Annotated in this window: 21 protein-coding genes; 8 read left to right on the forward strand and 13 right to left on the reverse strand. The window is 60.0% G+C overall.

Annotated elements, in window-relative coordinates:
* The first annotated feature begins 5 nt into the window (after positions 1-5).
* On the forward strand, positions 6-767 hold the full coding sequence (locus OYW20_RS03990) for a YdcF family protein (RefSeq protein WP_268799441.1): 762 nt from the start codon (positions 6-8) through the stop codon (positions 765-767).
* An 82-nt stretch (positions 768-849) separates the two neighbouring features.
* Here the strand turns inward: OYW20_RS03990 and lnt are convergent, their stop codons facing one another.
* The 5 genes from lnt to miaB form a co-directional block, all read right to left on the reverse strand.
* The gene (gene lnt, locus OYW20_RS03995; protein ID WP_268799442.1) at positions 850-2,370 is read right to left on the reverse strand and encodes an apolipoprotein N-acyltransferase; all 1,521 of its coding nucleotides are present in this window, start codon (positions 2,368-2,370) and stop codon (positions 850-852) included.
* Positions 2,371-2,396: 26 nt separating this feature from the next.
* Positions 2,397-3,239 (reverse strand): HlyC/CorC family transporter, encoded by an 843-nt coding sequence (locus OYW20_RS04000; RefSeq protein WP_268799443.1) that lies wholly within the window; start codon positions 3,237-3,239, stop codon positions 2,397-2,399.
* Positions 3,240-3,244: 5 nt separating this feature from the next.
* Positions 3,245-3,760, reverse strand: coding sequence for an rRNA maturation RNase YbeY (gene ybeY, locus OYW20_RS04005; protein ID WP_268799444.1), 516 nt, complete (start codon positions 3,758-3,760; stop codon positions 3,245-3,247).
* A complete protein-coding gene (locus OYW20_RS04010; protein ID WP_268799445.1) occupies positions 3,753-4,775 on the reverse strand; it encodes a PhoH family protein in 1,023 nt (340 codons plus the stop codon). The genes ybeY and OYW20_RS04010 overlap by 8 nt, the downstream gene beginning before the upstream one ends.
* Positions 4,776-4,986: 211 nt before the next feature.
* The gene (gene miaB / locus OYW20_RS04015; protein WP_268799446.1) at positions 4,987-6,315 is read right to left on the reverse strand and encodes a tRNA (N6-isopentenyl adenosine(37)-C2)-methylthiotransferase MiaB; all 1,329 of its coding nucleotides are present in this window, start codon (positions 6,313-6,315) and stop codon (positions 4,987-4,989) included.
* Between the two features lie 129 nt (positions 6,316-6,444).
* Between miaB and OYW20_RS04020 the strand changes: the two genes are divergently transcribed.
* Positions 6,445-6,771 carry a DUF1820 family protein gene (locus OYW20_RS04020; protein ID WP_037018011.1) on the forward strand — a complete coding sequence of 109 codons (327 nt, stop codon included), beginning with the start codon at positions 6,445-6,447 and terminating at the stop codon, positions 6,769-6,771.
* A gap of 6 nt (positions 6,772-6,777) precedes the next feature.
* On the opposite strand, the gene OYW20_RS04025 is transcribed toward OYW20_RS04020, so the two are convergent.
* The 4 genes from OYW20_RS04025 to OYW20_RS04040 form a co-directional block, all read right to left on the reverse strand.
* Positions 6,778-7,341 carry a tetratricopeptide repeat protein gene (locus OYW20_RS04025; protein WP_268799447.1) on the reverse strand — a complete coding sequence of 188 codons (564 nt, stop codon included), beginning with the start codon at positions 7,339-7,341 and terminating at the stop codon, positions 6,778-6,780.
* A gap of 294 nt (positions 7,342-7,635) precedes the next feature.
* Positions 7,636-8,919, reverse strand: coding sequence for a glutamate-1-semialdehyde 2,1-aminomutase (hemL, locus tag OYW20_RS04030; RefSeq protein ID WP_268799448.1), 1,284 nt, complete (start codon positions 8,917-8,919; stop codon positions 7,636-7,638).
* A 54-nt stretch (positions 8,920-8,973) separates the two neighbouring features.
* A complete protein-coding gene (gene thiE / locus OYW20_RS04035) occupies positions 8,974-9,600 on the reverse strand; it encodes a thiamine phosphate synthase (RefSeq protein WP_268799449.1) in 627 nt (208 codons plus the stop codon).
* A gap of 23 nt (positions 9,601-9,623) precedes the next feature.
* Entirely contained in the window at positions 9,624-10,421 is a 798-nt protein-coding gene (locus OYW20_RS04040) for a hydroxymethylpyrimidine/phosphomethylpyrimidine kinase (protein WP_268799450.1), read from the reverse strand.
* Between the two features lie 258 nt (positions 10,422-10,679).
* Here OYW20_RS04040 and OYW20_RS04045 point away from each other — a divergent pair, with 258 nt between their 5' ends.
* From OYW20_RS04045 to OYW20_RS04060, 4 genes are all read left to right on the forward strand, one after another.
* Positions 10,680-12,656, forward strand: coding sequence for a sensor histidine kinase (locus tag OYW20_RS04045; RefSeq protein WP_408005497.1), 1,977 nt, complete (start codon positions 10,680-10,682; stop codon positions 12,654-12,656).
* 186 nt (positions 12,657-12,842) lie between these two features.
* Positions 12,843-14,483 carry an acyl-CoA dehydrogenase family protein gene (locus OYW20_RS04050; RefSeq protein WP_268799451.1) on the forward strand — a complete coding sequence of 547 codons (1,641 nt, stop codon included), beginning with the start codon at positions 12,843-12,845 and terminating at the stop codon, positions 14,481-14,483.
* A gap of 31 nt (positions 14,484-14,514) precedes the next feature.
* Positions 14,515-16,011, forward strand: a complete 1,497-nt coding sequence (gene amn, locus OYW20_RS04055) for an AMP nucleosidase (protein WP_268801039.1) — start codon at positions 14,515-14,517, stop codon at positions 16,009-16,011.
* A 79-nt stretch (positions 16,012-16,090) separates the two neighbouring features.
* The gene (locus OYW20_RS04060; protein WP_268799452.1) at positions 16,091-16,723 is read left to right on the forward strand and encodes a pseudouridine synthase; all 633 of its coding nucleotides are present in this window, start codon (positions 16,091-16,093) and stop codon (positions 16,721-16,723) included.
* A gap of 183 nt (positions 16,724-16,906) precedes the next feature.
* On the opposite strand, the gene OYW20_RS04065 is transcribed toward OYW20_RS04060, so the two are convergent.
* The gene (locus OYW20_RS04065) at positions 16,907-17,113 is read right to left on the reverse strand and encodes a DUF2788 domain-containing protein (RefSeq protein WP_268799453.1); all 207 of its coding nucleotides are present in this window, start codon (positions 17,111-17,113) and stop codon (positions 16,907-16,909) included.
* Positions 17,114-17,146: 33 nt separating this feature from the next.
* On the reverse strand, positions 17,147-17,626 hold the full coding sequence (locus tag OYW20_RS04070) for an Lrp/AsnC family transcriptional regulator (protein WP_268799454.1): 480 nt from the start codon (positions 17,624-17,626) through the stop codon (positions 17,147-17,149).
* Between the two features lie 505 nt (positions 17,627-18,131).
* Between OYW20_RS04070 and OYW20_RS04075 the strand changes: the two genes are divergently transcribed.
* The gene (locus tag OYW20_RS04075; protein ID WP_268799455.1) at positions 18,132-19,271 is read left to right on the forward strand and encodes a DUF6515 family protein; all 1,140 of its coding nucleotides are present in this window, start codon (positions 18,132-18,134) and stop codon (positions 19,269-19,271) included.
* 3 nt (positions 19,272-19,274) lie between these two features.
* Here OYW20_RS04075 and OYW20_RS04080 read toward each other — a convergent pair whose 3' ends face one another.
* Entirely contained in the window at positions 19,275-20,168 is an 894-nt protein-coding gene (locus tag OYW20_RS04080) for a cation diffusion facilitator family transporter (RefSeq protein WP_268799456.1), read from the reverse strand.
* A 54-nt stretch (positions 20,169-20,222) separates the two neighbouring features.
* Positions 20,223-20,648, reverse strand: coding sequence for a polyribonucleotide nucleotidyltransferase (locus OYW20_RS04085; protein WP_268799457.1), 426 nt, complete (start codon positions 20,646-20,648; stop codon positions 20,223-20,225).
* A 143-nt stretch (positions 20,649-20,791) separates the two neighbouring features.
* Between OYW20_RS04085 and hrpB the strand changes: the two genes are divergently transcribed.
* The gene (gene hrpB / locus OYW20_RS04090; RefSeq protein ID WP_268799458.1) at positions 20,792-23,323 is read left to right on the forward strand and encodes an ATP-dependent helicase HrpB; all 2,532 of its coding nucleotides are present in this window, start codon (positions 20,792-20,794) and stop codon (positions 23,321-23,323) included.
* Positions 23,324-23,665: the final 342 nt, after the last annotated feature.

A 23,665-nucleotide genomic window follows, 5' to 3' on the forward strand; every position in this document is an offset into this window, starting at 1 on the left:
GCTCGATGCCTTTTCGCTATTTCGTAAAAACACTCCTGTTGCCACCTGGACTTTTCCTGCTGCTTATCGTGCTCGCCTGCGTGTGGCGTCGCTCCAGGCCTCGTCTGGCAGCTGTTTGCATGGTCTTCGGAGTCGGTGGAATGTGGGCGATCAGCATGCCTGTCGTAGTTGAATGGTCGGCGCGCGGTATTGAGCGCATTCCTCCTCTGGCGCAAGGCGATTGGGCCACTCTGGCGCAGCGTGCTGATGCCATCGTCGTGCTTGGTGCCGGGCGCGAAAGCAACGACCCAAGCTGGGGTGGCGATATTCCCACGGGTGTCGCGCTTGAGCGGATGCGTTATGCGGCACGCTTGTCCAAGGCTTCCGGGCTGCCGATTCTGGTCACCGGCGGCCTGCATTATGGCCAGCCTCCCAGTGAGGCCGCGATCATGGCCGAGTCCCTGCAGAACGATTTCGGTGTGACCGTGCGCTGGCAAGAAGGCGCAAGTCGCACCACGTGGGAAAACGCAACCATGACCGCCGCGATGTTGCAGCCCCAGGGAATCAAGCGCGTGGTGGTGGTTACGCAGGCCTGGCATATGCCGCGTTCTGTCTGGAGTTTCGAGAAGGCCGGATTTACCGTCGTTGCGGCGCCGGTCGGGTTCCTCAGTGTCGACAACGCACGGCCCTTTGGCGGCTTGTTACCTGAAGGCAAAGCCATCACCCAAAGCGGCCAGTTGCTTAACGAGGCGGCGGGGTTGTTGATGTACCCGTTGGTTTATCGGTAGAGCATGTGTAGGAACGCGCCAAACGTACATTTGGCAGCTGACAGGACGCTATCGCTTGCGAGCGCGCTCCTACAAAGGCAGTTCAAACGGTTTTGGCAATCCGCGCCGCGACCAGTGCCCAGCCGACCAGCAGCAGGGACAGGATGATCAGCGGCCAGGAGCGCCAGTGCAGGTAGGGCGTCAGGTTCTGCATCGGCACCACGTCGCCGTACATCACGCCGCGTTCGAACTGCGGAATGGTGGTGGTGATTTTGCCGAACGGGTCAATCAGCGCGGTGACGCCATTATTGGTTGCGCGAATCATCCATCGTCCGGCTTCCAGCGCCCGCATCTGCGCCATCTGCAAGTGCTGCAATGGGCCGATTGACGTGCCGAACCAAGTGTCGTTACTCACCGTCAACAATAAATCGCTCTGCGCCGACAGCCCCGCCGCGAACTCCGGATAAACCACTTCGTAGCAAATGAACGGCGCGACCTGATACCCCTTCGCTTGCAGCAACGACTGATCGGCCGGGCCACGGGCGAAGTCCGACATTGGCAAGTTGAAGAAGCTGATCAATCCGCGTAGCAGATCCTGAAGCGGTACGTATTCGCCAAACGGCACGAGCTTTTGCTTGAGGTACGTGCCGTCGCCTTCGCCTACCACGGTGATGCCGTTGTAGTAGCGATACTCGCCGCGACCGCTGAGCTCGCGCAGAGGCACGCCGGTGATGAAGGCTGAATTTCGTTCGGCGGCAAATTTGCCCATCACTGACAGATAGCCTTCGACAGACTCCTTGAGCACCGGGATCGCGGTTTCGGGCCAGATGATCAGGTCCACACGCTTGGACGCGAAGGTCATGTCCCGGTACAGCGCCAGTTGCGCGTTCAGTGCGGCGGGGTCCCATTTCATGCTTTGTGCGACGTTGCCCTGGAAGGCCGCGATGCTCAGCGGCGCGCCTGAGGGTGACGTCCATGGGTGACTCTTGAGCGACAATCCGATCACCCAGGGCGCCAGCAGCAGTAACACGCCCGCCGCCATGAACGACTTGCGGGCGCGCAGACGGTAAACGTTGCACAACAGGGCAGCAGTCAGGGCCAGCGAAAAGGAGATCAGCCACATGCCGCCCAGCGGCGCGAGGCCTTTTAGCGGCCCGTCAAGTTGGCTGTATCCGGAATAGAGCCAGGGGAAACCGGTCAGGAACCAGCCGCGAAACATCTCTTGACCAAACCACAGCGCGGCAAACGCCAGTGCGTCGGCCAACGGTGCTTCATTGCGGCGGATCCAGCGTGCCCACAGCCAGGCGGGCAGTGCGAAGAAGAACGCCACCGCCGCCACGAACAGCACCATCAGAAAACCCGCCAGCAGCACCGAAGCGCCGCCGTAGGTGTGAATGCTCACGTAGATCCAGCTGGTGCCGCCGCCGAACAGACCGAATCCATAACACCAGCCGCGCCACAATGCCTGACGCGGTGTCAGATCACGCAGCCCGAGATAGAAAACCACCAGCGCGACAATCGCCAGTGGCCAGATATCGAACGGCGCCAGGGCCAGGGTGATAAGCGCGCCAGCCACCATGGCCAGCAAGTTACCGGGCCAGCCGGGGCGGGTGATCCAGCGCATTTACATTCCTTAGTACAGAGACAGTGTTACGAGCGGGAAATAGGGCTCAGGCGCAGCAAATGAATGCGACGACTGTCAGCATTCAGGATGCGGAAACGGTACGCGCCGATTTCGGTGATTTCATTACGCTTGGGCAAGTGCCCGAACGCGTTCATCACCAGACCGCCGACGGTGTCGAATTCGTCATCTGAAAAGCCGCTGTCGAAAAACTCGTTGAAGCTATCGATCGGCGTGAGCGCCTTGACCAGGAAGTCGCCACTTGGAAGAGGCTTGATGTAGCTGTCCTCTTCAACATCGTGTTCGTCTTCGATGTCACCGACGATTTGCTCCAGGACGTCTTCAATGGTCACAAGGCCAGCAACGCCGCCGTACTCGTCGATGACGATGGCCATGTGATTGTGGTTGGCGCGGAACTCACGCAGCAGCACATTCAGGCGCTTGGATTCGGGGACGAAAGTGGCAGGGCGCAGCAGGTTTTTAACGTCGCTGGTCTCGCCGTTTTCCTTGAGGATCAGCGGCAGCAGGTCTTTGGCAAGCAGCACGCCAAGCACGTCGTCGTGGCTTTCGCCGATCACCGGGTAACGCGAGTGAGCGGAATCTATGACCGCTGGCAGGAATTCACGCGGGCTCTGACTGGCCCTGATGCTGATCATCTGCGAGCGCGGCACCATGATGTCGCGAACCTGCAGGTCGGCGACCTGGATCGCGCCTTCGACGATGGCCAGCGCTTCACTGTCCAGCAGCTTGTTTTGGTGGGCTTCGCGCAGCAGCTCAAGCAGCTCCTGGCGGTTTTTCGGCTCATGGGCAAATGCCTGGGTCAGCTTACCCAACCATGACTTTTGCCCGTTGCTCGATCGGTCTTCGCTCATAGCCCTTACTCGTGTTCCTTTGCCGGTGTTGTTGAATGCTGATTATCAAAATCAGGAGAACCGACGAGTTCATCGTCGGCGTATGGATCGGTGTAGCCCAGTTCTGCTAGCAACGTTCGTTCCAGCGATTCCATTTCTTCGGCTTCGTCATCGTCGATGTGATCGTAGCCCAACAAATGAAGGCAGCCGTGAATGACCAGATGTGCCCAATGAGCATCCAGGGTCTTGCCCTGTTCCGCAGCCTCGCGTGCCACTACGGGGACGCAAATCACCAAGTCACCCAGCAGCGGGATGTCAAGCATCTCGTCTGGAACATCGGCAGGGAACGACAGGACGTTGGTCGCGTAATCTTTGTGCCGCCACGTGTGGTTGAGCTCACGGCCTTCGGTTTCGTCCACCAGCCGGATAGTCAGCTCCGAGTCCGCCGTGCGCTGGCGCAGGCCCAGCTCACACCAGAGGCGGAACTGGGCTTCGCTCGGTGCACTTGCCTCACTGGCGACTTGCAGGTCCATCTCAAGCATCGCGTCGGGTTTCCCTTGGCGAGTCGATCCGTCCGTTGGACTGATCGTTGAAACGGTCCTCGTAGCGCTCATAGGCTTCGACGATGCGCTGCACCAGCGGATGACGGACCACGTCTTTCGGCTTGAAGTGGGTGAAGCTGATGCCGGGTACGTCCTTGAGCACGTCGATGACATGGATCAGCCCGGATTTGGTGCCTTTTGGCAGGTCGATCTGGGTGATGTCACCGGTGATCACGGCGGTAGAGCCGAAACCGATCCGCGTCAGGAACATCTTCATCTGCTCGACGGTGGTGTTCTGACTCTCGTCGAGGATGATGAAGCTGTTGTTAAGGGTGCGACCGCGCATGTAGGCGAGTGGCGCCACTTCGATGACTTGTTTCTCGATCAGTTTGGCGACGTACTCAAAACCAAGCATCTCGTACAGCGCATCGTAGAGTGGGCGCAGGTACGGGTCGATTTTCTGAGCCAGGTCGCCTGGCAGGAAGCCGAGTTTTTCACCCGCTTCCACCGCAGGACGAACCAGCAGGATGCGCCGGATCTGTTCGCGCTCAAGCGCATCGACGGCAGCCGCCACAGCCAGGTAGGTCTTGCCCGTACCCGCCGGGCCGATGCCAAAGTTGATGTCGTTGCCGAGGATTTCCTTCACGTACTTTTGCTGATTCAGACCACGAGGGCGAATCATGCCTTTTTTGGTACGCAGGGCAACGCCGACTTCGGCGGCTGGGTGATTGTCCAGCGACTCTTCGCCGGACTCTTGCAGAAACAGGTGCACCATGTCCGGCGACAGTTCGGAAGTTTTGGTTTCCCGATAGAGCCGGCGCAGGAGGTTTTCTGCAGAAGTGGTATTGGAGGGCTCGCCAATCATCTCGAACTGGTTTCCGCGATTGCGGATTTCGATGTCCAGACGTTGTTCGATAAGGCGCAAATGCTCATCGAATTGCCCGCACAGATTTGCGAAGCGACGTGCCTCAAAGGAATCGAGGGTGAAACGATGTGGTTCTATGGGTGCGTTCAAGGTCGTTTAAGGCCGCCCGACGGCAATATGAAGTAACAGGAAGGATAACCCCTGCAAGGTTCGTCCGAAAGGGCCCGCTTACTAATGGTGCTGTAAGGTCGGGCGCCTGCAACCTGTAGGAGCGAATGTGTTCGCGAGACGTCGGACCTGACGCAACGCAAAATCGTTCTCGCCAACGAGTTGGCTCCTACAGGAATGGGGGCAGTTTCAGTTATTGCAACAGCGACCCGCGCAGCGAGTGCGGTTGAGCGTCGTCGATATGGACGTCGGCAAACTGGCCAATCAGCTTCGCATCGGCGCAGCGGAAGTTGACGATCCGGTTGTTCTCGGTCCGCCCCTGCAACTCGCCGGGGTCTTTCTTCGAGTAATCGGTCACCAGAATGCGCTGCCGACTGCCGACCATTTGTCGGCTGATTTCGTAGCCCTGCTGGTTGAGTCGATGCTGCAAGGCTGCCAGACGCTGCTTTTTCAACTCTTCAGGGGTTTCATCCACAAGGTCGGCCGCCGGCGTACCGGGACGCTGGCTGTAGACAAACGAGAACGAGAAATCGAAACCGACGTCTTCGATCAGTTTCATGGTTTGCTCGAAGTCTTTCTCGGTCTCACCGGGGAAGCCGACGATGAAGTCCGAGCTGATGCTGATCCCCGGCACCGCCGCCCGTAATTTGCGCAATTTCGACTTGTACTCAAGCGCTGTGTGATTGCGCTTCATCGCCGACAGGATGCGATCCGAGCCCGACTGCACAGGCAAATGAAGGTGCTTCACCAGCTCAGGTACTTCCGCATGGGCCTGGATCAGGCTGTCGGAAAACTCCAGCGGGTGGGAGGTGGTGTAGCGAATGCGGTCGATACCGTCGATGGTCGCGACCACCCGGATCAGCTCGGCAAGGTCAGCTACGCGTCCATCGTGAGTTGCGCCGCGATAGCCGTTGACGTTCTGACCAAGCAACGTGACCTCGCGCACGCCATGTTCGGCCAGATGGAAGACTTCGGTGATCACGTCATCGAACGGCCGGCTGACTTCCTCGCCCCGCGTGTAAGGCACCACGCAGAATGTGCAGTATTTGCTGCAGCCTTCCATCACCGACACATAGGCGCTCGGGCCGTCGACACGCGGCTCCGGCAAATGGTCGAATTTTTCGATTTCCGGGAAAGACACGTCCACCTGCGGCAGCTTGGTCAGGCGCGCGGCGTCGATCATTGCCGGCAAGCGGTGAAGGGTTTGCGGGCCGAAGACCACGTCGACATAGGGCGCGCGGTCACGAATGGCAGCGCCTTCCTGACTCGCAACGCAACCGCCGACGGCGATCACCATGTCCGGGTTGGCGAGTTTCAGTTCACGCCAGCGGCCAAGCTGGGAGTAGACGCGATCCTGGGCGCGCTCACGAATCGAGCAGGTGTTGAGCAGGATGACATCGGCATCTTCCGCACGTGCGGTGACTTCCAGTGCTTGATGTTCGCCCAGCAGATCAACCATGCGCGAGCTGTCGTACTCGTTCATCTGGCAGCCGTGGGTTTCGATGTAAAGCTTCTTGGCCATGCGTGTTCATCAGGTGATTCAAAGAACCGCGCATTATAGGGATCCGGGCTCCGGGTTCCTAGCGTCGTCTAACGAGCGGCGTGCTATAGTTCTCGCCCTTTTGAAACCGTCGATCATTGCCTGCCTGTTATGACCAAACGCGAAGCTCCAATCTATAAGGTGATTTTTCTTAACCAGGGACAGGTGTTCGAAATGTACGCCAAGCAGATCTATCAAAGCGATCTGTGGGGTTTTCTGGAAGTGGAAGAGTTCGTCTTCGGCGAGCGCACGACCGTTGTAGTTGACCCGAGCGAAGAGAAATTGAAAGCGCAGTTCGATGGTGTCGTGCGCAGCTTTGTGCCGATGCATTCGATTGTGCGTATCGATGAGGTCGAGCGCATGGGCACTGCCAAGATCAGCGAAGCGCGTCATACCGGTAACGTGATGCCCTTTCCGATGCCAATGCCGGACAAATAAACGCGATCAGGGTTTGGCGCTGTCGGGGAAGGGCGCGAACGGCGTGCGACCTTCAGCTGTCTGCAACTCCAGCAGGTACTTGCGGAAGATCTGACCCAGTACTTGCGTCGCCACTTCGAGGTCTTCCTTCTTCATTTGCGAAGACACTTCGTCAGCCTGGTCGAGTGCATCTTCCGATCCGTTGACCGCCGCCATCTTCAGCACGATATAAGCCTGAATGTTATTGGCTTGTACCCCCTCACCACGAAAGAACATCAGACCCAGTTGGTACTGTGCCTGGGCGTGCCCTTGCAGCGATGCCTGCTCGAAATAATTGAGTGCCTGGGTCAAGTCACGCGGGCCGTTTTTGCCGTCGTAATAAAACTCGCCCAACTCGTATTGTGCTTGTGCATCCCCGGCTTGCGCCGCCTGCTGACAGGCCGACAACGCGGCTGGCAGGTTGTCTGGCTGGGTATTGAGGGTGCAACGGCCCACCGCTGGGATTAACAACGAGTTGCCACCTGCATTCGCCAGCAGGGGATGAAGAAGCAACAGGCAGCCCAATGCAAGGGTGCGGCCGGTGCGATTCATGGAAGTCGACTTACCTCTGAAAAAGGTGCGGGCATGCCCGTCCAGCTAAACGTGCTGGCTGCGCATTATGAAATAACCTGTACCAACCTTACAAAGTCTTTACTGATTTTCTGCTGCACGGGCTTGATTCCCCTGCATTCAGGGGCTCAAGTGGTAGAACTGGGTCAAATATCCAATAAAACGCGCTGGATATTTGGCTGTAGGAGCGCGCTTGCCCGCGATTGGGGCGTGTAAAAACCACTTGGGTGATGGCTAAAACGCATTCGCGGGCAAGCGTGCTCCTACAGATCGGTGTCACTTCAGTTGGGCAAACGCCTTCTCGGCCGCATCCAGGGTCAGTTGCAATTCCGCGTCGCCATGGGCGATGGACGTGAAGCCCGCCTCGAATGCACTCGGTGCCAGATAAACGCCGCCTTCCAGCATCAAATGGAAGAAGCGCTTGAAGCGGTCCGCGTCACTGGTCATCACGTCCTGGAAGGTCACGATTTCCTTCGCGTCGCTGAAGTACAGCCCGAACATGCCGCCGGCCTGGGTCGTCACGAACGCGATACCTGCCGCGTCGGCACGCTCTTGCAGACCTTTGAGCAGGCGGGCTGTGTAGTCGCTCAGTTCGTCATGGAAACCGGGACGGCTGATCAGGCGCAGCGTGGTTAGCCCTGCTGCCATCGCCAACGGATTACCCGACAGCGTGCCGGCCTGATAGACCGGGCCGAGTGGCGCGATGTGCGACATGATTTCGCGCTTGCCACCAAAGCATCCCACTGGCATGCCGCCGCCGATGATCTTGCCGAATGTGCTCAGGTCAGGCGTGACGTTGTAGTAAGCCTGCGCGCCACCGAGGGCAACGCGGAACCCGGTCATCACCTCGTCGAATATCAACACGACGCCATGCTTGTCGCATTCTTCGCGCAGGCCTTGCAGAAAGCCCGGCGCAGGAGGCACGCAGTTCATGTTGCCGGCGACCGGCTCGACGATGATGCAGGCCACTTCTTGACCGACTTCCGAGAGCATCACTTTGACGGCATCGAGGTCGTTGAATGGCAGGGTCAGCGTGTGTTTGGCAAAGTCGGCCGGCACGCCCGGCGAGCTGGGCACGCCCAGGGTCAGCGCGCCGGAGCCGGCCTTGACCAGCAGGCTGTCAGAGTGGCCGTGGTAGCAGCCTTCGAACTTGATGATGCTGTCACGACCCGTGAAACCGCGCGCCAGACGAATCGCACTCATGGTCGCTTCGGTGCCGGAGCTGACCATGCGCACCATTTCCATCGACGGCACGATCTCGCACACCAGATCAGCCATTTCGGTTTCCATGGCGGTCGGCGCGCCGTAGGACAAGCCGTGTTCAAGTTGCTTGCGCACAGCGTCCAGCACGTCCGGATGGCTGTGGCCGAGAATCATCGGGCCCCATGAGCCCACGTAATCGACATAAAGCTTGTCGTCTTCATCGGTGATGTAGGCGCCTGCCGCGTGTTTGAAAAACAGCGGAGTGCCGCCGACGCTCTTGAAGGCGCGCACGGGCGAATTAACGCCGCCGGGAATATGTTTCTGGGCGTTGGCGAACAGCATTTCAGAACGGGACATGATCGGGTCTCTACTGGAATCGGGAATAGGTTGAGCGTGATCAGGCCTGACGGGTCAGGCCGATTTGAACAATTCGTTGAAAGCCCGTGCGCGACGGGTGACTTCCTGGGTGTTTTCGGCACCAAACAAGCCATGGACCACTGCCAGCAGGTCGGCGCCATGGGCGACCAGAGGAGCGGCGTTCTCCAGGGTGACACCGCCAATCACCGCGATGGGCAGATGAATGCGCTTGCGGGCTTCGCTGAGCATCTCGAGGGTGCACGACGGCGCGCCAGGCTTTGTGTTGGAGTTGAAAAAGCGACCGAACGCTACGTAAGTCGCGCCATCGGCCTTGGCTTTCTCGGCCAGCGCCAACTGCGCGTGACAGGTGGCGCCGACAATCGCTTTATGGCCGAGCAGTGCGCGCGCATCAGGCAGCGAGCCATCGGTTTGCCCCAGGTGCACACCCACGCCCAGACGCGCCGCAACTTCTGCGTCGTCGTTGATGATCAACCGGGTTTTGTATTGCTCGCACAGCTTGAGCAGTTCGGAGGCTTCGCGCAGGCGGCGGGACTCGTCACCGGATTTGTCGCGGTATTGCAGCAGCGTCACGCCGCCATCAAGGGCGGCTTTGACGTAAGACAGAAACCTGCCCGTCAGCAGCTGGCTGTCGGTTACGGCATAAAGGCCACGTAGTTTCATCAATCGAACCTCTTGGCGTGGCGTTACGAGCAAAAATCCAGCGGCAAACGGCGCGGCACGAACTGGCCTTTGCCAAGCTGTTCAGCGTCGCGCAGGGTGCGCCAAGTGTAGTCGAGGGCGGTTTGCACGGCGCTGACCAGCTCTTGTCCCAAGGCCAGACGTCCGGCCAGCGCACTGGCCAGCGTGCACCCGGAACCGTGGTAGCTGCCCGGCAAACGCTGGCACGTGAAGGTGTGGGTCTGGCCGTTGCGCAGATAGAGACGGTTATGCACTTCGCGCTCGTCGCCATGCCCGCCCGTGATCAGCAAATGCTCACAGAACGGCAGCAGTTTGTCGGCGCATTCATCAGCGGTGCCTTCGGGCAGTTCCGCGAGAATTCGCGCTTCAGGCAGGTTTGGTGTCGCGATGGTCGCCAGTGGCAGCAGGCGTTCGCGCATGGCGTAGCCGACTTCATCCTTGCCCAGTCTGCCTCCGCCGCCCGCACGTAACACCGGGTCGCACACCAGCGGTAAATGCGGATGCGCTTCGAGCAACTGAACCACGGTGTCGACCATCTCCAAAGAGCCCAGCATGCCGAGTTTCACGGCAGCAACCTCGGAGTCGTTGAACACGGCGTTGGCCTGGGCCAGCACCCACTCACGGTCCAGCACCCTGAAGTCAGTGACGTTCACGGTGTCCTGTACGGTCAGGGCGGTAATGGCCGGAGCGGCGTGGCAACCCTGGGCGAGCAGGGCTTCTATATCTGCCTGCAAGCCGGCGCCACCACTGGGGTCGTGGCCGGAGAGACAGAGGACAACGGGGCGGGAGCTATAGATATTCATGGTGCGCGAGCTTACCACTAAAGCTTTTGCCGGACCGCCCGTCCGCGTCGGATTTTTCTCACATCACGGGTGGCACATCCCGCACGATTTACGTAAGACTATCCGGCCTTCGCAGTGGGCTGGCACTCGACAGAGCGGCGGACGCGAGATGATGAGTGGTGGTGTCATCTGGCTATCAGTCTATCCTGTCACGTCTTTCCGCCTAAAGAGTGTCTGCAAGTGTGTTGCCGGTTTAACAAGTCGCGTTACTTACTGATCATGCTGTTGGCCTGCCTGCCCCTGATGGCGTCGGCTGTGGATTTTGACGAAACCACGCGCAACTTGTCGCTGGGACGGTCCGTGCAGGTATTTGAGGACCCGGAGGGTAATGCGAGTATTGACGATGTCGCCGCCGCGGACATGGCCGTCCGGTTCCGTGCGCTGGATACGGCCTCGCTCAATGCCGGGTATTCCAGGTCGGCGTTCTGGCTGAAAGTTGTGTTGACCTACCGGCCCGTCGATCCCGGTGCCGATATGGACTGGCTACTGGAGCTGGCCTACCCGCCGATGGACCACGTCGACCTGTACCTCCCCGATGATAACGGCCGACCGAGCCTGGCCTGGCAGACTGGCGACATGCTGCCGTTCTCCAGCCGGCAGATAAAACAGAATAATTACCTGTTCGACCTCAATCTGCGGCCTTACAAGGCGCAAACGGTTTACCTGCGTGTTGCCAGTCATGGCTCGATTCAGGCGCCGCTCAATCTATGGTTCAGCCATGCCTATATCGAGGATCAACCGCAACGGTTGTATATCCTGGGTCTGATCTACGGTGTGCTGGCCGGCATGCTGGCGTACAACCTGTTTATTTTCTTAAGCATCCGCGACCGCAGTTACTTTTATTACATCCTCTACATCACCTGTTTCGGCTTGTATCAGCTGTCGGTCAATGGCGCAGGCATCGAGTTTTTCTGGCCGGACAATCCCTGGTGGGCCAACGTATCGACGACGTTCCTGATTGCAGCCGCGATCCTGTTCGCCAGCCAGTTCTCTCGCACACTGCTGCAGACCCCCAAACTCGGGCGCTGGCTGGATGTGCCGTTGGTGCTGATGATGGTCTGCGCTGGCGCGATCATGATTCTGTCGCTGGTGACCGATTACGGCCTGGCGTTGCGCCTGGTGACCGGGCTGGTGCTGGTATTCACGCTGGTGGTGTTTTTCGTTGGCATCAGCGCCGGGATCAAGGGCCAGCGGGTTGCGCGTTATTTCGTGCTGGCGTGGTCGGCGTTTCTGGTGGGCGGAGTCGTTAACGCCATCATGTTGCTGGGCTTTCTGCCTAATAATTTCCTGACCATGTACGCCAGCCAGATCGGCTCGGTGATCGAGGTCACGCTGCTTTCGCTGGCGCTGGCGGATCGGATTAATGCCATGCGCGAGCAGCAGGAGAAAATCACCGCGCAGGCCAGTCGTGAAATGGCAGCACTCAATCAGCAACTGGCGATCAGCAACCGCTTGAAAGACGAGTTCCTCGCGACGCTCACCCACGAGCTGCGCACACCCATGAACGGGGTCATCGGCTCGCTGGAACTGATGCAGATGGAGGGTGGGCAAGAGCATCTGGAGCTCTACCGCCAGACCGCCGCCGACTCTGCGCAAAATATGATGGGCATCGTTAACGGCATCCTCACGCTGACCGAGTTGCAAGCCGGGCGACTTGAGGCGCGCAACGAAATGTTCAGCTTGCGGCATGTGTTGTTTCAGGTGCGCAGCGGATATGAGCTTCAGGCCCGGGAGAAGGGCTTGAGCATCAGCGTAGATATTGACGACGTCATGCCGGACAGCCTGATGGGCGACGCCGCCAAACTCAGGCAATGCCTGGAGTGCCTGGTGGAAAACGCTGTGAAGTTCACGGCGACCGGGTCAGTCAAAATAAAGGTGTCCGGGCAATGTGCCGACGGGCAACACGTGCGCCTGCTGATTGATGTCATCGACACCGGCATCGGTTTCAGCCGTCTTGATGAGGCGACGGTGTACCAGACCTTCTTCCAGGTCGACGGCTCAATGACCCGTGAGCACGGAGGCCTCGGGATTGGTCTGGCGATTTGTCGCCAGTTGATCGAATTGCAGAATGGTCGCTTGAGTCATATGTCCGAGCCGGGGGCGGGCAGCCAGTTCCGTTTGAGTCTGGATCTGTTCCGGGCCAAGGAAGAGTGCTCACTGCAAACCCATTATGATTTTCCGGCCTCTCGTGAATGAATTCGCTCCTACAGATCAGCGTCCGACGCAGGTTCGGCGCAGGGATCAGGCTTCCCTCGTAGCGCGAGTTCAGGTGTAAAACCCACCGTCTATTAGTCGTCTATGGCGCTTTTTATCGCTCAGCGTGCGTGATTCACTGGTGATCTTCTGCGCGATCGCCGCGCGCCGACCGGACGGGAGAACGCCATGAATCTGCATCAGTTCGCCGAAACCCACGACGTCACCAACCAGCCGCCCTCGCTGGACGGCGCCAATCTCTTCCGCATTGATGTGCCGCTTCAGGAGTGGTCGCAGCGATTCGGCGCGGGCTGGGCTCACACCCGAATCGACGCCTATGGCGCACTGGCGGGCGGGCCGTTGATGGAAGCCGGATTCCTCGCCAACCAGAACAAGCCGGTGTTTGCCAGCCACGACCGTTACGGGCATCGCATCGACCTGGTGGAGTTTCACCCGGCGTATCACCAACTGATGCGCACGGCCGTCGAACACGGTATTCCGTCTCTGCCCTGGACCGATCCCCGCGAAGGCGCCCACGTCGCACGCGCCGCCATGAGCTACTTGCACACCCAGGCTGAGGCGGGCAGCGGTTGCCCACTGACCATGACGTTCGCCAGCGTGCCGGCGCTCAAGTTGCAGCCTGACCTGGCGGACATCTGGCTGCCAAAAGTCCTCGACACTCAATACGATCCGCGCAACGTGGGCATCGCGCACAAGGCTGGCGCGACCATCGGCATGGCCATGACTGAGAAACAGGGCGGCACCGACGTGCGCGCCAACACCACCCGTGCTTATCCAGTGGGGCAACCGGGGCCGGGCCAGGCGTATGAACTGGTTGGTCACAAATGGTTTTGTTCGGCGCCGATGTGCGATGCGTTTCTTACCCTGGCGCAAACCGACAAAGGGCTGAGCTGTTTTCTGCTGCCGCGCCATCGCCCGGATGACACGCGCAACGAGTTCTACATCCAGCGTTTGAAGAACAAACTGGGCAACTGGTCGAATGCTTCCAGCGAAGTCGAGTTCCGTGGCGCGCTGGCCTGGATGATCGGCGAAGAGGGGCGCGGGGTGCCGACCATTATTGAAATGGTCGCGATGACCCGCTTCGATTGTATGACCGGTTCAAGTGCCTTGATGCGGCAGGCATTGACCCAGGCCGCGCACCATTGCGCTCACCGGACTGTGAGCGGTCGTTTGCTCAGCGAGCAGCCGTTGATGCAAAACGTGTTGGCTGACTTGGCTTTGGAAAGTGAAGCAGCGCTGGCACTGACCCTGCGCATGGGCCGCGCACTTGAGCGGCTTGATGACCCGCACGAGGCGCGTTTCGCCCGGTTGGTGACAGCGGTGGGTAAATACTGGATCTGCAAGCGCGCCCCGGCAATGATCAACGAGGCGGCAGAATGCATGGGCGGTGCCGGTTACGTGGAGGACACCATCCTGCCGCGCCTGTACCGCGAAGCACCGGTCAACTCGACCTGGGAAGGCTCCGGCAACGTGCAATGTCTGGACGTGCTGCGGGCCCTGTCGAAAGAGCCCGGCGTGTTGGATGCTCTGTTTCAGGAGTTGGGCGATGGCCACGGCGACAAGCGTCTGGCGTTGCACATTGAGCGGCTGAAAAATGCGTTCACCGACACCCATGACATTCAGTACCGCGCCCGACAACTGACAGAAGACATCGCCGTGGGCTTGCAGGCCAGGCTGTTGCTGGAGGCGGGCAACTCGGTGGTCAGCGATGGCTTTATTGCCGGTCGGCTTCAGCAATCCGGTCGGGTGTACGGCACGCTGCCACGTGGTGTGGGTGTCGAGGCGCTCCTCGCTCGCTCCTACAGTTGATGGCGTGCACTTGACCGGCGATGCAGGCAAGATGTCCGCCTGCAAGATCAGAAGGATGCGCATTGTGACTGAAGCTTTTATCGTCGTAGAAACTGCCGAACAAGCCGTGGACCGGCTGGCTGAGCTGCATGCCCATGCCACCAACGCCCTGAGCCAGGCGCTCAAGCGTTACCTCAAAGACCGCGTCGAGCCTACTGCGGCGGAGCGTCTGCAATTTCGCTACCCCGAATTACGCCTGACCTATCACTGCCAGGGCGAAGTCCCCCTGACCACGCGTGCTTACGCGAAAGTCCAGCTCCCCGGCACTTACACCGTCACCGTGACCCACCCGGCGGCGTTCCGCAAATACCTGCTTGAGCAACTCGTGCCGTTGATGAATGACTTTACCGTCACCATCGAAGTGGGCATCAGTGAGCAAAATATTCCTTACCCCTACGTGGTCGAGCAGGGCGATGAGCTGGCCGGTACGGGCGTCACCGCCGCTACTCTGGCGCGCGTGTTCCCGAGCACCGACTTGTCTGCCGCCACCGATGGCATCGCCGACGGCCTGTACGACTGGGCGAATACCGACCCGCTGCCGTTGGCGCTGTTCGACGCAGCCCGCGTGGACTTCTCCCTTCGCCGCCTGGTGCATTACACCGGCAGTGACTGGCGGCATGTGCAGCCATGGATTCTGCTGACCAACTACCATCGTTACGTTGACCAGTTCATCGTCCATGGTCTGGAAAAACTGCGCGACGACCCGCGCTTCGTGCGTATGGTCTTGCCGGGTAACGTCATCGTCGACAAGGGCATGGATCACGGCGAGGCGCAGGCCATCGTTGCCGGCGTGGTCTGGCATCGTTACCAGATGCCGGCTTATCACCTGATCGCTGAAGACGGCCATGGCGTGACGCTGGTCAATATCGGTGTCGGCCCCTCAAACGCCAAGAACATCACCGACCACCTGGCCGTACTCCGCCCGCATTGCTGGTTGATGATCGGCCACTGCGGCGGGCTGCGTCAGTCGCAGACCATCGGCGATTACGTGCTGGCACACGCTTATATGCGACGCGACGGCATTCTGGACCGCGTGTTGCCGCCCAATATCCCGATACCTGCGCTTGCAGAAGTGCAGATGGCGCTGCAAGAGTCGGCCGCGCAGATCACCGGAGAGCGTGGCGAAGACCTCAAAAAGCGTCTGCGTACGGGCACCGTCCTGACGTATGACGACCGCAACTGGGAACTGCGCTGGGCGCAAGAGCGTCCGCTGATCAACCTGTCGCGCGCAGTGGCCGTGGACATGGAAAGCGGCACGATTGCAGCGCAGGGTTATCGTTTGCGCGTGCCTTACGGGACGTTACTTTGCGTGTCGGACAAGCCACTGCACAGTGAGATCAAACTGCCCGGTTCGGCCAACGCTTTCTATGAGCGCGCGGTTACTCAGCATTTGAAGATCGGTATTGCCGCGCTGGACCTGTTGCGCGCCCAGCTCAACTCGTTGCACTCGCGCAAATTGCGCAGCTTCGACGAGCCGCCTTTCCGTTGATGCTAATGCGTCGATGAATTAGGTATTTGCAGAAAGGGCCACTAAAGTGGCCCTTTCTGTTTCCGTGTTTCGAGTCCGTATGCCGCGCACCCAACGTCCTGCCTCCCGCCGCCCTGCCGTCAATAATCCAGGTGCACCCCGCCGTGTCGCCAAAGCGCCGCCAGCCGAGCCACGCCTGATTCTGTTCAATAAACCGTTCGACGTTCTGACCCAGTTCAGTGACGGCGAAGGCCGCGCAACGCTCAAGGACTTCATCGAGCTCCCCGGTATTTACCCGGCAGGGCGCCTGGACCGGGACAGCGAAGGGCTATTGCTGCTGACCAACGACGGTCAGCTTCAGGCACGCATTGCGGACCCTAAACACAAGTTGGCAAAAACCTATTGGGTGCAGGTCGAGGGCGAGCCAACGCCTGCGCAATTGCAGCAATTGCGAGAGGGCGTGCAACTCAATGACGGCCCGACGCTACCTGCGCTTGCACGGCAACTGGAAGAGCCGCAGCTATGGCCACGTACGCCGCCAGTACGTTTTCGCAAAAGCGTGCCCACGAGCTGGCTGGAGCTGGTAATCAAGGAAGGACGCAATCGCCAGGTCCGGCGTATGACGGCGGCCGTAGGCTTGCCGACATTGCGGTTGGTGCGCGTACAGATTGGCGACTGGACGATTGAGGGGCTGGATCAAGGGCAATGGCGGGAAGTGCCTGCAAAGCTTTAGGGAAAGTCAGCTCAGCCCCGCCCTGTGGGCAGAATCAAAAGCGAGCTGAACTCCCACGCCCTGCGGGCAGAATCAAAATCTCTCAAACGCCGCAAATTCCCTGTAGGAGCGCACGAGCCGCGCGAGGCCGCGATGGGGCGCAAAGCGGCCCTGAAACCATACGGCCGTGGTGATTTCGCCTAATCAGCCGCCTTGTTCAACCAACGCGATCACCACTTCCTTGATCACGAACGCCAGCACGCCCAAACCCAGCACGCTGAACAGAATGATCGTGCCGAAACGCCCGGCTTTGGACTTCTTCGCCAGGTCCCAGACGATGAATGCCATGAAGCCGACCAGAAGCGTCATCAGAATCGTCATCATCCATTCTTCGAACACGGCCGGGTCCATGGCTTGCTCCTTCTATGAGGCTGCGCGGATAGCCTAGCTGCGCAAATGGATCAGTGGCAGCTCGGTGCTGGCCAGCACCTGATTGAGTACAAAACTGGACCGCACGCTCGTCACGCCATCGATGCGGGTAAGGTGCCCAAGCAGAAATTTCTGATAATGGTCCATGTCCGGCACGACCACTTTGAGCTGGTAGTCGGCGTCAACGCCCGTGACCAGGCTGCATTCCAGGACCTGCGGCAACGTACGTATCTGTTGCTCAAAATTCTCGAAGCGGTCGGGGGTGTGCCGGTCCATGCCGATCAGGACGTAAGCGGTCAGGCTCAGGCCCAGTTTTTTGCGATCCAGCAGCGCGACCTGGCCAACAATGTAGCCGTCGTCTTCAAGTTGCTTGACCCGGCGTGAACAAGGCGATGGAGACAAGCCGATGCGTTCGGCCAGTTCCTGATTGGAAATGCGAGCATCACGCTGCAGCTCAGCCAAAATACTCAGATCATATCTATCGAGCTTGCTCACGAATTGTCCCTTTATTAGATGGATTGCGCTGAATTATTCATCCGAAGTGAAAAATTGCGCAAGTGATGTTTCCGTCAGCAATATTCGCAATCCCCAGCTACCCGCCAAAGCCTATTCTTTTTAACAGAATCACTGCCCGGACATAGCGTCCAGCGCGACTCTCCGAATCAGGTCAGTCGCGGCCGCCAACCCAACAGGGTTGAGTAGGCCCCCGGGCTACGCACCGTCCAGAAGACGATGCGAGGTGAGCCGACGCCAAAAGCGTTGAGCCAGGACGGTATTCCCAAAAGGGGACCACGCGGTCCCCTTTTTTTATGCGCGCGATTTGTGATCTCCAGATGCACGGCCGTTCTCAAGCCCGATGCATGCCCACCTGAGCGATTGCATCGTAACGGCACATTGAGCCGTGCTATTCGCCAACCCTTACCAGACTGATAGAGTGCCGCGAACGGCGCACCGAGAATGCAGTCCTACTAACAGGTATCCGCGCCGCAGTGAGGAAAGCATGAAAACGCGCATCTGGCTTTTGGCAGGTGTCAGCCTGTTGTCGTTGAGCATCAGCGCTCAGATTCTGGCCGACGATAACAACCCCCGAGACTCAAACCGCGGCAACGCCAACGGTGGTCCGCCGCCACCTCAGCAGCAACAGCGTGAGCTGCAGCAAAACCAGCAGAACCAACAACGTCAGCAGCAGCAAATTCAACAGCAGCAAAACCAGCAGCAACGTCAACAACAGCAGTTTCAGCAGCGCGAACAGCAACAGCAAAACCAGGAGCGTTCGAGCCAGCAACGCGATCAGCAAGAGCGGCAGCAACGCCAACAGCAGCAGGAACAACAGGACCGCCAGCAACAACAGCGTCAGGAACAACAGCAACAGCAGCAGCGGCAGACTCAGGAGCGTCAACAGCAGGAGCGCCAGTTGCAGGATCGACAGACCAATCTGCCAATCCAGCCTCGTCCCAATGAAACGCGTCAAACCCAGCAACCGCGCCAGGGCTTTTACGAGGACATTCCTCGCGGTCGGCATAACGATTCTTGGCGGGCCGGAAATGACCGCCGTCCGGACTTCGGTCATGGCAACGGCTGGGGCGACGGGCCGCGGTATCGTCCGGGGTATGAGATAGACCGCGTGCCCGGTGGCTACTCGCGTGTGCCATATCGCGGGCAGGATTACTTCTATTCAAGTGGCTACTGGTACCGCCCGCAAGGCCCGCGTTACATCGTGGTCGAACCACCGCGCGGCGCCCGTGTGCGCAATTTGCCAGACTACGCGCAACAAGTATGGCTGGGCAGCGCGCTGTTTTTCCTCGCGGCGGGTACGTATTACACCTACGAGCAGAACACTCAGGAATACGTCGTCGCTCAACCACCCGAAAACGTCCAGCCGGTCTACTCGCCACCCCAGGCACCGCCTCCACAGCAGCAACAACAACAAACCGACCCGTACGGAGTGCCCGCTTATCCCGCCAACGGCCAAGGCCCTGAGCAGGTGCAGCAGGACCGCTACGATTGCTACAACTATGCCGTGTCGCAGAGCAACTTCAACCCGAGCACTGCCACTTATGCGCCCGCGCCAGAAGTGCTGAACGTGTATCAGCAATCAATGGCCAGTTGCCTGGTCGGGCGGGGCTACAACGTCAACTGACAGTCAGACGACCGCGTTGTTGACCACTTCCTGAGGGTCGGCGTGTACCAGCACCTCGGCCCTCGGGAATTCCCGGTTAATCGCATGCTCCACCTCATCACACAGCGTGTGCGCCGCCGACAGCGTGAGCGACCCTGGCAGCTCAAGGTGCAACTGGACAAACCAGTGACTGCCCGAAATCCGCGTGCGCAGGTCGTGGGCGCCCAGTACACCGGGCACGCCTTGCGCCAGCTCGAGCATGCGGGCGCTGACGTCTATCGGCAGCTCTGCATCCATCAGCACCGACACTGTTTCCCGTGCGATTGAGATAGCGCTCCAGAGGATGTATAGCGCAATCGCCAGACCAAACCACGCGTCCAGTTGTGCATAGCCGAAATACGCCAGGCCTAGCGCGACCAAGATGCTGGCGTTGAGTAGCAGGTCAGAGCGGTAGTGCAGTGAGTCAGCACGGATGGCGGCCGAACCGGTTTCCTTGACCACTTTGTGTTGCAGCATCAGCAGTGCAACGGTCAGCGCAATGGACAGCACCATCACTGCAATGCCCAGCCCCGGCGCGCCGACCGGCTCCGGATGAAGGATGCGTCCGATAGCCTGGAAACCAATCAAGAAGGCACTGATCGCAATGAACAACGATTGCGCGATGCCAGACAGCGCTTCGGCCTTGCCATGCCCGTATCGGTGATCGTCGTCGGCAGGGCGCAACGCGTAATGCACCGCCAACAAATTAAGGAATGATGCCGCGCCATCGAGCATGGAGTCGGTCAGCCCGGCGAGCAGGCTGACCGATCCGCTGAGCCACCAGGCAATCGCTTTGGCAACGATCAACGTGCTGGCGACCACCAGCGAGGCCCGCGTCGCGAGGCGCAACAGTCGGACGTGTTCAGGGCTGGTGATCATGAGGCTTCCTTCAAGTATGGGCGGCTATGCCGGTCTTTTTACGCATCAGTCCGGTCAGGCGGACGGGATCAATCCCAGGCTCGCCAATTGCTCGGTGCTGCCTTTGTGCTGGATCAGGCGCGGGTCATCCAAAGGCAGGCTGCGGCCCAGTTCGGTCTGAATGATGGCCTGCAATTTAGCGTTGTCGACGGTGCCGTCCGTGCGAACGGCTGGTTGCAGTTTTTGTGGATCGATTTGCGCGTGTTTACCTTCGGGCAGGTAGATCGCGCCGGTGGCGAAGTCGACCGCAAACGCGATCACGCCGGGGATGATGTAGAACAGCAGCCCGACGGCATCGAGTATCACAATAGCCGGGTCCATTCGGCCGTTGCCTTGAATCTGGCCACGACGTTCGGGGTAGAAAATACTGCCACAGGCAGTCAGTTGGGTCAGCAAGGTGGCGACCAGAACGCCGCCAATCAAACGGGAAGGAATGCGCATGGGGGATCTCCTCAGGGGAAGCCGCAACTATACAAGGCAAATGCCTAATCGCTAAGACTATCCAAGCGTGCAGACGGTTCGTTTCACCAACCCACACAGCCATGAACAGCGCCGTATAATCGGCGGCCTGTTCTGGAGCCCCCATGATTTTTTTGCCAATCGATGCTGTTCTGCCTGCCCTGCGTGAAGCCCTGGCTGCCCGCCACGAAGCTGTGCTCGAAGCGCCGCCGGGCGCGGGCAAGACAACGCGTGTACCCCTGGCGCTGCTCAACGAGCCGTGGCTCGCCGGGCAAACCATTCTGATGCTCGAACCCAGGCGCCTTGCAGCCCGAGCGGCTGCAGAGCGATTGGCCTCGGAGCTGGGCGAGAAAGTGGGGGAAACGGTCGGCTACCGCATTCGTCTGGACAGCAAGGTTGGACCCGACACGCGCATTGAAGTGGTGACCGAAGGCATCCTCACCCGGCGCCTGCAGGATGATCCGGCGCTGGAGGGCGTGGGGCTGGTTATTTTTGACGAGTACCACGAGCGCAGTCTCGATGCCGACCTGGCGTTGGCCTTGAGCCTGAACGGTCGGGCGCTGTTTCGCGATGACCAACCGTTGAAGGTGCTGCTGATGTCGGCAACGCTTGAGGGCGAGCGGTTGTCGGCGCTGCTGGACGATGCGCCGATCGTGCGCAGCGACGGGCGGATGTTCCCGGTGACGATGCACTGGGGAAGGCCGTTTCAGCAAGGTGAGTTCATCGAGCCCCGCGTGGTGCAGACGGTGCTGGACGCGCTAGGCAGTCAAACCGGCAGCTTGTTGGTGTTTCTGCCGGGGCAAGCGGAGATACGCCGTGTCCATCAGCAACTGGCGGATGCCTTGGGTGAGCGCCGCGATATTTTGTTGTGCCCGCTGCATGGCGAGCTGGATTTGAACGCTCAGCGCGCCGCCATCGAGCCGGCGCCCACAGGCACGCGCAAAGTGGTGCTGGCCACCAACATCGCCGAAACCAGCCTGACCATCGACGGCGTGCGAGTGGTGGTCGATGCCGGGCTGGCACGTGTCCCGCGGTTTGATCCTGGCAGCGGCATGACCCGGCTCGACACCCAGCGCATTTCCCGGGCGAGCGCCACCCAGCGTGCCGGCCGGGCGGGGCGACTGGAGCCCGGCGTGTGTTATCGGCTGTGGTCCGAAAGTCAGCACGAGCAGTTGGCGGCCTACGGCGCGGCCGAGATTCTGCAGGCTGATCTCGCCGGGCTGGGTTTGCAATTGGCGCGATGGGGCGTTGAGCCTGCGCAACTGGTCTGGCTCGACGTGCCGCCCGCTGCAGCGTATGCACAGGCGCAGGATTTGCTCGGTCGCCTGGGTGCGTTGTCGCGCACCGCCGACGGGGGGTGGAAACTCACGCCACACGGCCAGGCGATGGCCGAGGTTCCCGCGCATCCACGGATCGCTCATTTGCTGCTGCGCGGTCATGCATGGGGGTTGGGTGCTTTGGCCTGTGACGTCGCCGCTTTGCTGGGGGAACGCGACATTCTGCGCGGCGCCGGTGCCGATCTGCACAGCCGCCTCACGCTACTGGCCGGTACTGAGCGCGCAGCACGTGGCGCACAAGGCGGCGTGCAGCGTGCCAAACAACTTGCACGGCAGTACCGGGGTTTTTTGCGTGGCAGCGTGACGAGCCCGGTCGCGGACCCCGAGCACTCGCGTTGGCTGGGTGCCTTGCTGGCGCTGGCCTACCCGGACCGTGTGGCGCAGCAACGTAAAGCGGGTGGTGCGGAATATCGCCTCGCCAATGGCCGCGCAGCGTTATTTGCCGAGCCGGACGCCCTCATGAAGCAGCCGTGGCTGGTGGTGGCCGACCTCGGCAGCCGTCAGGGACAGCGCGAGGAGCGGATCTACCTCGCAGCAGAGTTTGACGTAACACTGTTCGACTCAGTCCTGAGCGAGCAGGTGACGCGAGTCGATCACCTGGAGTGGGACGAGCGCGAAGGCGTGTTTCGCGCCGAACGTCAGCGCAAGGCCGGTGAGCTGATCGTCAGTCGAGAGCCTTTGACCGGGCTGGACGAGTCTGCCCGTGGCCATGCGTTGCTGGCGTTGGTGCGGCGCAAAGGCCTCGAATTGCTGCCATGGACGCCCGAGCTGCGGCAATGGCAGGCGAGGGTTGCGTTGCTCAGGCAGCTGGATCTGGAGAGGCTTGATGCGAGCGAATGGCCCGATGTCAGTAATGAGGCCCTGCTTGCCAGCCTGGAGCGCTGGTTGCTGCCGTATCTGGGCAAGGTCTCGCGACTGAGTCATTTCGGCAATCTGGACCTGTCTTCGATTCTGCATAACTTGCTGCCGTGGCCGTTGCCGCAGCGCCTTGACGAGCAAGCGCCGCACCACCTGAGCGTGCCGTCGGGTTCGTCGATCCGGCTTGATTACAGCGAGCATCCACCGATTCTGGCCGTGCGCCTGCAAGAGCTGTTCGGCCTGGCCGACACGCCACGCATCGCCCAAGGTCGCCAGATCGTCAAACTGCACCTTTTGTCCCCCGCACGGCGACCGGTGCAAGTCACTCAGGATCTCTCCAATTTCTGGCGCAGCACCTATGCCGAAGTGAAGAAGGATCTGAAAGGCCGCTACCCGAAACACTACTGGCCCGACGACCCGCTAGTGGCTGAGCCCACGGCGCGGGTAAAACCGAGGAAGTGAGGTGGTGCATCGCGGCCTCGCTTTGGCTCGTCAACTCCTACAAAAGCGGCATCGTTTACCCACATAGCGCACATCCTGTTAGCGCGAGCGAGCGGCAGTACGAGGTCCCGCGAAAGTCACGCCTTCCTTTGTAGGAGTTGACGAGCCAGGGCGAGGCCGCGATGAGGCGGCCTTGATTCGCAGGATCCTGGTTCTATCTGAAAGACCGCATTCGCAGGCTCTACTGCCGCTGCGCTGCAGATCGTCAGCAAGCTAACTCCCACGGCCTCCGGCCAGAAGCAACAGCCAGCACATGCGGTTCCCGAAGCTTCAGGCCAGAAGCAACAGCGGCGCAGATGTGAA

The organism is Pseudomonas sp. BSw22131 (assembly GCF_026810445.1).
GTDB lineage: Bacteria > Pseudomonadota > Gammaproteobacteria > Pseudomonadales > Pseudomonadaceae > Aquipseudomonas > Aquipseudomonas huanghezhanensis.

What these genes read in the sequence shown, in the direction of transcription:
- OYW20_RS03990 (WP_268799441.1), top strand. Translation starts at nt 6, where the DNA reads ATGCCTTTTCGCTATTTCGTAAAAACACTCCTGTTGCCACCTGGACTT.
- lnt (WP_268799442.1), bottom strand. Translation starts at nt 2,370, where the DNA reads ATGCGCTGGATCACCCGCCCCGGCTGGCCCGGTAACTTGCTGGCCATG.
- OYW20_RS04000 (WP_268799443.1), bottom strand. Translation starts at nt 3,239, where the DNA reads ATGAGCGAAGACCGATCGAGCAACGGGCAAAAGTCATGGTTGGGTAAG.
- ybeY (WP_268799444.1), bottom strand. Translation starts at nt 3,760, where the DNA reads ATGCTTGAGATGGACCTGCAAGTCGCCAGTGAGGCAAGTGCACCGAGC.
- miaB (WP_268799446.1), bottom strand. Translation starts at nt 6,315, where the DNA reads ATGGCCAAGAAGCTTTACATCGAAACCCACGGCTGCCAGATGAACGAG.
- OYW20_RS04020 (WP_037018011.1), top strand. Translation starts at nt 6,445, where the DNA reads ATGACCAAACGCGAAGCTCCAATCTATAAGGTGATTTTTCTTAACCAG.
- OYW20_RS04025 (WP_268799447.1), bottom strand. Translation starts at nt 7,341, where the DNA reads ATGAATCGCACCGGCCGCACCCTTGCATTGGGCTGCCTGTTGCTTCTT.
- hemL (WP_268799448.1), bottom strand. Translation starts at nt 8,919, where the DNA reads ATGTCCCGTTCTGAAATGCTGTTCGCCAACGCCCAGAAACATATTCCC.
- thiE (WP_268799449.1), bottom strand. Translation starts at nt 9,600, where the DNA reads ATGAAACTACGTGGCCTTTATGCCGTAACCGACAGCCAGCTGCTGACG.
- OYW20_RS04040 (WP_268799450.1), bottom strand. Translation starts at nt 10,421, where the DNA reads ATGAATATCTATAGCTCCCGCCCCGTTGTCCTCTGTCTCTCCGGCCAC.
- OYW20_RS04045 (WP_408005497.1), top strand. Translation starts at nt 10,680, where the DNA reads ATGCTGTTGGCCTGCCTGCCCCTGATGGCGTCGGCTGTGGATTTTGAC.
- OYW20_RS04050 (WP_268799451.1), top strand. Translation starts at nt 12,843, where the DNA reads ATGAATCTGCATCAGTTCGCCGAAACCCACGACGTCACCAACCAGCCG.
- amn (WP_268801039.1), top strand. Translation starts at nt 14,515, where the DNA reads ATGTCCGCCTGCAAGATCAGAAGGATGCGCATTGTGACTGAAGCTTTT.
- OYW20_RS04060 (WP_268799452.1), top strand. Translation starts at nt 16,091, where the DNA reads ATGCCGCGCACCCAACGTCCTGCCTCCCGCCGCCCTGCCGTCAATAAT.
- OYW20_RS04065 (WP_268799453.1), bottom strand. Translation starts at nt 17,113, where the DNA reads ATGGACCCGGCCGTGTTCGAAGAATGGATGATGACGATTCTGATGACG.
- OYW20_RS04075 (WP_268799455.1), top strand. Translation starts at nt 18,132, where the DNA reads ATGAAAACGCGCATCTGGCTTTTGGCAGGTGTCAGCCTGTTGTCGTTG.
- OYW20_RS04080 (WP_268799456.1), bottom strand. Translation starts at nt 20,168, where the DNA reads ATGATCACCAGCCCTGAACACGTCCGACTGTTGCGCCTCGCGACGCGG.
- OYW20_RS04085 (WP_268799457.1), bottom strand. Translation starts at nt 20,648, where the DNA reads ATGCGCATTCCTTCCCGTTTGATTGGCGGCGTTCTGGTCGCCACCTTG.
- hrpB (WP_268799458.1), top strand. Translation starts at nt 20,792, where the DNA reads ATGATTTTTTTGCCAATCGATGCTGTTCTGCCTGCCCTGCGTGAAGCC.